The organism is Simplicispira sp. (genome assembly GCF_028687295.1).
Classification (GTDB): Bacteria; Pseudomonadota; Gammaproteobacteria; order Burkholderiales; family Burkholderiaceae_C; genus Simplicispira; species Simplicispira metamorpha.
Genome location: NZ_JAQUAL010000144.1, coordinates 1 through 8,621 on the forward strand (window position 1 = coordinate 1; position 8,621 = coordinate 8,621).

The following is an 8,621-nucleotide window of genomic DNA, read 5'->3' on the forward strand; positions in this document are numbered from 1 at the left end:
GCAACCAGCAAGCGTGCGCCCAAACCCAAGGCTCCCAAAGGGTTCGTGGACGGCAGCCTCGCTCGCTCGCATGTAGCAACCGCTCGGGTTATCAAGGCTGGGCGGGCAACACCTTGAAAGGGGTGGCCCTGGGACCCCACCAAAGACCTGGTGGCCGTGGCCCATGTGGCCTACACGCCGGTGCTGATTGCCACCGCTAGCAACTCACGCTTCAAGAGCCTGGCTGACGTGATTGCGGCGGCGCGCGCGGCGCCCGGCACCATCACCTATGGCTCGCCGGGCAACGGCACATCCATCCACCTGTCGGCAGACCTGTTCGAGAAGGCGGCGGGCATCCGGCTCAGCCATGTGCCCTACAAGGGTTCCAACCCGGCGCTGCTGGATGCGCTGGCGGGCAATGTGGATTTGCTGGTGTCGTCCCTGCCCTCGGCCATGGGCCAGATCAAGGCGGGCAAGTTGCGCCCGCTGGCGGTCACGTCGGGCAAGCGCAGCTCTTCGCTGCCCGATGTGCCAACGATTGCCGAGTCGGGCTACAAAGACTTTGATGTCAGCACCTGGTACGGCCTGTTTGCCCCGGCAGGCACGCCCGCCAGCGTGGTCAGCAGCCTGAACGCGCGCGTCAACCAGCTGCTGGGCAACGCCGAAGTGAAGGCTGCCATCCTGGCCCAGGGCGCCGAGCCCCAGGCCATGACCAGCGCGCAGTTCACCACGCTGCTCAAGACCGAGTATGTGCAGTGGAAGGGCATCGTCGAGGCCTCGGGCGCCAAGATCGAATAGCAGGCTGCTGCACCGCTGCCCTGCGGCGGGCGCGCCACCAACAAAAAGGCTCCTGTGGTCAGGAGCCTTTTTGCTGTGCGCAGCCGCTGTAGTGGCTGCCGATGCGCGGGGCCGCTTCTGCGTTACTCGCGCACCACCATCACGGGCACATGCACCGCGCTCAGCACGCGCTGGGCCACGCTGCCCAGCATGAGCTTTTCCAGGCCCCGGCGGCCATGCGATCCCATGACGATGAGGTCAGCGCCGGTGCTCTCCAGGGCGCGCACCACGCCTTCGTGTACGGCATGGCCTTCGCCCACTACGGCGGTCACTTCCACACCGGCCTCTTGCATGGCTTGCTTGACGGCGTCCAGCGCCGCATTGGCCTCGGAGGTGGCGGCGCTGAGGTACTGCGCCTGGCCATAGGCAAAGTCGGCACCCACGCCAGTGAACGGGTACGGATCAATCACATACACCGCCGTCACGGCGCTGCCAAAGGCCTTGGCCAGACCGGCGGCCTTGGACACTGCCAGCATGGAAGTGTGCGAACCGTCCACGGGGACGAGGATGTGCTTGAACATGGTTTTTCTCCTTGGGGATGGGTAAAACAGAGCGCGTTGGAACGCTGGCGTATCAGGCAGCAGGGCTGTCCTGAAAACCACCGCGCCGGTACGTGATGACCAGTGTGTCGCGGTGCCCGCCCGGTGCGGCTGGCTGTATGGGCGTGGTCTCGTGCACCATGCGGGCATCGTCCAGCAGCAGCAGCGACCACGGCGCAGTGAGTGTAAAGCGCTCACCGGCGGGGACGGCGGCCTCAAAGACCCGGGTTTCCCCGCCTTTGACGCCTTCGCGCTCGATGAGAAACACAGCCACCAGATCCACACCGTCTCGGTGCGCACCCTCGGGCGTGGGCCGGCCAATGCCATCGACGGTATCGATGCGGAACTGGTGCGCCTCGACAAACCACTGTGCCTGCGCGGGGGCAGCAAACACCGCATCGCACACGCGGGCCAAGGCGCGCAGCACACCGTTCCAGGCCGGGGCGGCCAGGGTTTGGGGCCGCATGGGCTCAAACCAGCGCTCCATGCCGCCGTGCAGGGCGTTGTATTCCACCGGCTGCCAGTGGGCGCGGTGGGGCACCTGCTGCACGGCACTGCCCTGCACCGTCATGGAGGCGTGGCGCCTGCGGCGGTAGCGGCCACCGTCTTTCAGGTACAGGTCGGGGGGCAGGTCGTTCCAGTCGGATTGCAGGGCCTGCAAATCGGGCAGCGTGCAACCGGCCCAGGCGGCCACATCGGCCGGTTGCAGCACGGCAAAACCGCGCTGCTGCAAGCGCGTGATGACTTCAGAAGGGGAGCACGAGGGTGGTAAAAAAGTGGGCGTGGCCATGGGCAAGATGATCGGTGTTTGCGCTGTGGGCACAGTGTCGCACAGGGCGGTGGGCCCTCGGGGCCTATTCGGGGCGCTACACTGCCGCCTCTGTACTTTCGGGAGCGCACATGGCCTACGAACGCCGCCAGTTCATTCGCGTCAGCTTCGATGCGCCCGCCTCGCTGACCACCACCAATGGCACCTTCCAGGTGCATGTGCATGACCTTTCGCTCAAAGGCGCCTTGGTGGATTTGCCCGCTGGCGTAGAGCTGGAGGCGGGCACGCTGTGCCAGCTCAAGCTGACCTTGGCGCCCTCGCCGCAGCACATCACCATGTCGGTCGAGGTGGCGCGCGGCCACGATCAGCACACCGGCCTGCGCTGCCTGCACATGGACCTGGACAGCATCACGCACCTGCGCCGCCTGATTGAATGGCAATTGGGCGCCGCCGAGTTGCTGGAACGCGATCTGGCGCAGCTGGTGTCCAACCCGGTGCCGCCCGTCCTCTGACCTGTGCAGCCCGCCCCTTTCGGGGCAGGCAGTGCGCATTTACCAGTGCGCGCAAAGCCTCGGGGTTGAGCCCGAGGTCAAGAGCGCGGACGGCGTAGCCGCCCTCAGTGGCGACTCGATGAAATAATCTGCGCCATGGACTGCACCAAAACCCTGCGCCTGCGCATCAAAGACAAGCACGCAAAAGTGCTGTCTGCGATGGCACGCGAGGTCAATCAGGTCTGGAATTTTTGCAACGAAACCAGCCATCGCGCTATCCGCGAGCGCCACCAGTGGCTCTCGGGCTACGACTTGCAAAAGCTGACCAAGGGGTTCAGCAAGTGCGACGGTGTGCAGATTGGCTCATCCACCGTGCAGCAAGTCTGTGAGGACTACGCCAAGGCACGCAAGCAATTCAAAAAGGCCAAGCTGCGCTGGCGTGTGAGCAACCCGCAAAGCAGCAAATACAGCTTGGGCTGGATTCCCTTCAAAGCGCAAGCTTTGCAATACAAAGCAGGGCAAATTGCTTTTGCTGGCCAACGTTTTTCGCTGTGGGACAGCTACGGCTTGGCGGACTACGAACTGCGCGCAGGCAGCTTCAGCCAAGACAGCCGGGGGCGCTGGTACTTGAATGTGGTGGTCAAGGTTGAGCCTCAATCTACGACGGGTGCAGCCAGTGTCGGTATTGATTTGGGCCTGAAGGAAGCGGCGGTCACTTCCTCGGGTGAGCGCATTGAGGGACGCTTTTATCGCAAGCTTGAATGCCAGCTCGGCATTGCCCAGCGGGCGCACAAAAAGCAGCGCGTACGCGCCATCCACGCAAAAATTGCCAACCAGCGCAAAGACCTGCTGCACCAATTCAGCACGAAGTTGGTGCGAGAAAACGCCACCATCTTCGTGGGCGACGTAACCAGCGCAAAGCTGGTCAAAACCAAAATGGCCAAGAGCACGCTGGACGCGGGTTGGTCAATGCTCAAGACGATGTTGGAATACAAGAGCCACCAGGCCGGTGTCGTCTTTGAAGTAGTCAACGAAAACTACACCACCCAGACTTGTTCGTGCTGCGGGGCCATCCCCGCCAGCAGTCCGAAAGGTAGAGCAGGTTTGCGAATAAGAAAATGGGTTTGCAGCGAATGTGGCGAGGTAAACGACCGCGACAGGAATGCTGCAAAAAACATTCTCGCGCGCGGGCTAGCGCGTCTTGCAGAAGGAACTCCGCATGAAGATGGGGGCTGCGCCAATGCGCTAAGAATCCCCGTCATTCATGACGGGGAGTAGTCAAAGGTCTTGCAGGGCGCTGGCGATGTGCGCAGCAAACACGTCTGCATCGCCCAGGGCGTTGGCGTTCAGCAGCGCCAGCTTGACCAGAAACAGCTGGGATTTTTCAGGGCCCGCTTGGTCAATGGCGGTGGCCAGGGTGTCATAGACGGTTTCCAGGCCGGGGATGCTCAGGGCATGGGAAGTGGTGCTCATGGTGCTTGTCTCTCAAATGGTGTTATTGGGGCAATGCCGCATTCAGGGCTGCTTGCAGGCGCACGGCATCCAGGGTCAGCCAGCGCGCGCACACATGCTGATCGGGGCGCAGCAGGTACGCACCGCCGTTGGCACGCATGCCGTAGCGCTGGCGCAGGTGGCCATCGGCATCGGCCAGAGTGTGGTCGGCGCCGGCCACGGGCTGGGCAGCACCCACGGCAATCACCTTCAGAGCCACACCCCGGGTGCGGGCAGCGGCCACCACCTGTTCCAGCGACTCGGGGATGGCAGCAGCGTCAGTGAAGTAAAGCAGGTCAAACCCACCGCCCAGGTGGTCGAGCAAAAAGTCGTTGCTGCCCAGGCGGATGTTGCGCGGCGGCGCACCGTGGGCGGGGCCATCGGTGAACAGCGCGTTGTCATCGCCCCGGCTGTTGAGCATGGAATGGGTGTACTCGTGCGGCCGCGAGGTGCGCCAGTGGTAGAGCGGGCGCACAAACGCTTGCGACAGCGACAGCGACAGCACGGCATTGCGCAGCAGCTTGAAGCCTGCGCTGGGCGGCGTCATGAAGCGCACGCTCTTGCCCGATTCTTCGATGATTTCGCGTGCGGCACCCACGCGCTCGGCGCTGTAGTTGGCCAGCAGCTGCGGACTGGCCAAGCCCTTGATGGTGTAAGCCAAGTGCCAACCCAGCGACTGCGCATCCTGAAAACCCGTGTTGGCCCCGCGCACACCAAAAATGGGCAGCAGGTGGGCAGCGTCGCCGGTGAAGATGACATTGCCATGCACATAGTCGGTCAGCGTGAGCGTGCGGGCCGAATACACCGAGCTCCAGTCCATTTCCCATTCGATACCAGGGAAGCCGATCATGGCCAGCTGCGCGTCGATGCGGGCCTTGAGCGACTCGGGGTGGAGCGCTTGCTCAGGGGTTTCGCCTTCGGGCAGCTGGTAGTCCACACGCCAGATGCCGTGGGGTTCGCGGTGCATCAGGATGGTGTTGCCGGGGTTCCATTCCGGGTCAAAGTAGGCCAGGCGCTCGGTGGGCAGGGGCAAATCGACCTTGATGTCGGCAATGACGAAGAAGCCTTCGTAGGACGAGCCCTCCATCCACAGCTTCATGTTGTCGCGGATTTGCGAGCGCCCGCCCGAGGCATCGACCAGCCAGTCGGCATCGAGCTGGTACTCGCCCTCGGGGGTATCGACGGTGGCGCTGGCGTAACCGTCTTTTTGCTCCACCTTGACCACCTTGTTGCCCCAGCGGAAGTCGATCAGCGGGTTGGCAGCGCAGGCATCGTGCAGGTACTCTTCCATGAACTGCTGCTGCACGTTGAGCAGCGGGCCAAAGCGGTCGTCGGCATCGTGCGGCGCTTCCATGCGAAAGCACAGCTGGTTGCGGTAGAACGAGTTGCCAAAGCGCCAAGGCAGGCCGCCAGCGACCATGCGGTCGGCCACGCCCACTTGTTGCAGGATTTCCAGCGAGCGGCGCGTGAAAACGATGGCGCGGCTGCCTTGCGAGAACTGCAACTCGGCACTCAGCACCACGCTGGGCACGCCGTGGCGGGCCAGCTCCAGTGCAGTGACCATGCCCGCAGGGCCCGAACCCACGATCACCACCTTTTTGCGCTCTTGCGCCGGGTGCTGTGAGGCCAGCCAGGGCTGGAACACCTGGTAGGGGTAATAGATGGAAGGGCGGGCTTGTGTCGTCGGCTGGTGCATGGTGTTGTCTCCGTTACAAAAGCGCTGCGCCGCAGCGCTGCGGCCAGGGGGAGCGTGGAGTGTAAAAAGCGCCCGCCGCCCAGCGCGTCCCCATTTGGGGACATGGCCAGCAACGCTCCGCCCCGGTGCCCGCTACGCCTGCGGCGCCATCAGCAAGGCGAACAACTCGCGCTGCCCGGCCAGTCCCAGCTTGCGGTACACGCGCTTGAGGTAGGTGCGCGCGCTCTCGTGCGTCAGGCCCAGGCGCTCGGCCAGTGCCGGGGTGGACAGGCCCTCCAGCACGCCGCGCACCACGTCCAGGTCACGCTGCGTCAGGCCGGCAAAGCGCTGTTGCAGCCGCGCCAGCACCAGGCCCGCCAGATCGTCTTGCAGTGTTTGTGCGGCGTAGTGCAGGCGCATGGCCTGCACGATCAGCGGGGCGTAGGCCTCGATGGTGGCAATGGCGGCATCGTCGAACAGGCCATGCTCCTCGCCCCGGTACAGGTTGACCGACAGCCAGCGCCCCCCCTCTTGCGGGCCCAGGATGGACAGGCGCTCGACCAGGCGGGGCAGCTCATAGCAAACGGCACGGTAGTCCGGATGCTGCACATCGGTACTGCGCTGGCGGTGCAGCAGCACGCGCACCGGGCTGGCACTGGTGTGGCGCGCACTGGCCTGTTCGGCCTGCATCACGCGCTGGCTGCCATCGAGCGGGTAAAAGCGCGTAACGTAGTCCTGCGAAATCAGCGCCAGCCCGTGGGTGCGTGCGCGGTCGCCCAGCCCTACCAATTGCGGGCTGCCCTGGCCCCGGAAGGTAAAAATAGCGCACTGCGCCAGCGGCACCTGCCGCCCCAGCAGATGCAGCAAGTCCTCGGCCACGGCGTGGCTATTGCCCCTACCCAGCTTCTCCAGCAGGGCGCTGGCGCCGTGCAGCGGCAGCTGCAAGCCGTGGACGCGGGGCGGTGAAAGCAACCAGTGGCTGGACATGGGCGCCACTGTAGCCCAGGCCCCCACACACCCGCTTGCAGCGCACTCCATCACCACGGCAGGCGCGCGCCCATATACCGCAAAGCCTGCTTGGACACCAGCCTGTATGCCCTGTAATGAACCTGCCTGCGAATAGACTAAGCTGCGCGGCTTTAGCGAAACCGTGCGGCGCCTGTGGCGCCTTGTTTTGCTTTTTTGAATTTGTTCTTCTTGTTGAAGGAAACCCCCATGACTACCCCGTTTCGCATGCATACCGTAGTGGCCGCTCTGAGCCTGGCTGGCACCATGCTGCTGTCCACCGCACACGCCCAAAATATCAAGATTGCCATGGTGATCCCCACCACCGGCGCCCTGACGCAGTACGGTGACATGGTCAAGGAAGGCGCCACCACGGCAGTCGAGCTGGCCAATGCGGCTGGCGGCATCAACGGCAAAAAAATCGAGCTGGTCACGGTCGATGACGCCTGCGAACCCAAGCAAGGCCCCGTGGCTGCCAACCGCGTGATCAACGCCAAGATTGGCTACGTGGTCGGCCCCGTGTGCTCGGGCGCAGCCATTGCAGCCGCCCCCATCTACAACAACGAAGGTGTGGTGGTGGTCACGCCCTCGGCCACGTCGCCCGGCCTGACCGAAGGCAAGAACTACCAGTTCATCTTCCGCACCATTGGCCGTGACGACCAGCAAGGCCCCGCCGCTGCCAAGTTCATCGCCGAAAAAGTCAAGCCCGCCAAAGTGGCCGTGCTGCACGACAAACAATCGTATGGCCAGGGCATTGCCGCCTCGGTGCGCGATGACCTGAAAAAGGCCGGCATCAACGTGGCGCTGTTCGAGGGCATCAACGCCGGCGACAGCGACTACTCGGCAGTCATCACCAAGCTCAAGAGCGCGGGCATCGACTTTGTGTACTACGGCGGCTACCACCCTGAAATGGGCCTGCTGCTGCGCCAATCGGCAGAGCAAGGCCTGAAAACCCGCTTCATGGGCCCCGAGGGCGTGGGCAACCCTGAAGTCAACGCCATTGCTGGCCCCGCCGTCGAAGGCATGCTGCTGACGCTGCCCGCTGACTTTGCCGCCAACCCCAAGAACGCCGCCATCGTCAAGGCCTTCAAGGACAACAAGCGCGACCCCTCGGGCGCCTTCCAGTTGTCGTCTTACGCTGCGGCACAAGCACTGATCGAGAGCATCAAGGCCGTGGGTGACAACCCCGCCAAGGTCGCTGACCACCTGCACAAGAGCAACATTGACACCGCCATCGGCAACATTGGCTGGGACAAAAAGGGCGACCTGAAGTCTTTTGATTTCCAGGTCTTCCAGTGGCACAAGAACGGCAGCAAGTCCATCGCCGCCAAGTAAAATTTCGCCCCCACGCGCAAGGCATGGCTCTGCTACTTCACAGCAGGGCCATGCCTTGTTGCTTTATTCATTGTCCTGGGCATATCTGTGCCCTTTTCTTATTTCGGATGGCCCTGCATGTCTGAACTCTTGCCGCAGCTGATACAACAGCTATTCAACGGCCTGTCGCTGGGTGCGATCTACGCGCTGATTGCCATCGGGTACACCATGGTGTACGGCATCATCGGAATGATCAACTTCGCGCATGGCGAAATCTACATGATCGGAGCCTACGTGGGCCTGGTCACGCTCTCGGCCATTGGCACGCAAAGCGGTCTGCCGGTGTACGTCATCATCGGCTTGATGCTGCTGGTGGCCGTGGTGCTGACGGGCGTATATGGCTTTGTGGTCGAACAGGTGGCCTACAAGCCCGTGCGCCACGGCCCGCGCCTGGTGGCGCTGATCTCTGCCATCGGTATGTCCATCTTCTTGCAAAACTGGGTGGCCCTGGGCCAGGGTGC

At 63.4% G+C, this 8,621-nt stretch carries 9 protein-coding genes and 1 pseudogene; 5 read left to right on the forward strand and 5 right to left on the reverse strand.

All coding sequences use genetic code 11. The features are described 5' to 3' along the window. Positions 1–117: 117 nt before the first annotated feature. A pseudogene (locus PHX69_RS13450) lies at positions 118–777 on the forward strand (tripartite tricarboxylate transporter substrate-binding protein); the annotation flags it as partial. A 122-nt stretch (positions 778–899) separates the two neighbouring features. Here PHX69_RS13450 and PHX69_RS13455 read toward each other — a convergent pair. After that, on the reverse strand, positions 900–1,337 hold the full coding sequence (locus tag PHX69_RS13455) for a universal stress protein (RefSeq protein WP_119014845.1): 438 nt from the start codon (positions 1,335–1,337) through the stop codon (positions 900–902). Between the two features lie 52 nt (positions 1,338–1,389). Then, positions 1,390–2,145: a 2OG-Fe dioxygenase family protein gene (locus PHX69_RS13460; RefSeq protein WP_288044336.1), complete on the reverse strand. Its 756-nt coding sequence runs from the start codon at positions 2,143–2,145 to the stop codon at positions 1,390–1,392. Positions 2,146–2,255: 110 nt separating this feature from the next. Here PHX69_RS13460 and PHX69_RS13465 point away from each other — a divergent pair, with 110 nt between their 5' ends. Both PHX69_RS13465 and PHX69_RS13470 read left to right on the forward strand, forming a co-directional pair. Continuing rightward, on the forward strand, positions 2,256–2,636 hold the full coding sequence (locus PHX69_RS13465) for a PilZ domain-containing protein (protein ID WP_119014847.1): 381 nt from the start codon (positions 2,256–2,258) through the stop codon (positions 2,634–2,636). Positions 2,637–2,771: 135 nt separating this feature from the next. Beyond that, a complete protein-coding gene (locus PHX69_RS13470) occupies positions 2,772–3,893 on the forward strand; it encodes an RNA-guided endonuclease InsQ/TnpB family protein (RefSeq protein ID WP_288044338.1) in 1,122 nt (373 codons plus the stop codon). On the opposite strand, the gene PHX69_RS13475 is transcribed toward PHX69_RS13470, so the two are convergent. The 3 genes from PHX69_RS13475 to PHX69_RS13485 form a co-directional block, all read right to left on the reverse strand. Then, on the reverse strand, positions 3,894–4,088 hold the full coding sequence (locus PHX69_RS13475; protein ID WP_132750497.1) for a DUF2783 domain-containing protein: 195 nt from the start codon (positions 4,086–4,088) through the stop codon (positions 3,894–3,896). A 22-nt stretch (positions 4,089–4,110) separates the two neighbouring features. Then, positions 4,111–5,802: an FAD-dependent monooxygenase gene (locus PHX69_RS13480; RefSeq protein ID WP_288044344.1), complete on the reverse strand. Its 1,692-nt coding sequence runs from the start codon at positions 5,800–5,802 to the stop codon at positions 4,111–4,113. Between the two features lie 132 nt (positions 5,803–5,934). Continuing rightward, positions 5,935–6,768, reverse strand: a complete 834-nt coding sequence (locus PHX69_RS13485) for a helix-turn-helix transcriptional regulator (protein ID WP_132750499.1) — start codon at positions 6,766–6,768, stop codon at positions 5,935–5,937. 228 nt (positions 6,769–6,996) lie between these two features. Here PHX69_RS13485 and PHX69_RS13490 point away from each other — a divergent pair, with 228 nt between their 5' ends. Together PHX69_RS13490 and PHX69_RS13495 are read left to right on the forward strand one after the other, a co-directional pair. Further along, positions 6,997–8,121 (forward strand): branched-chain amino acid ABC transporter substrate-binding protein, encoded by a 1,125-nt coding sequence (locus PHX69_RS13490; protein ID WP_288044347.1) that lies wholly within the window; start codon positions 6,997–6,999, stop codon positions 8,119–8,121. Between the two features lie 117 nt (positions 8,122–8,238). After that, the coding region (locus tag PHX69_RS13495; protein ID WP_502958532.1) for an ABC transporter permease subunit at positions 8,239–8,621 on the forward strand (383 nt) is incomplete at its 3' end.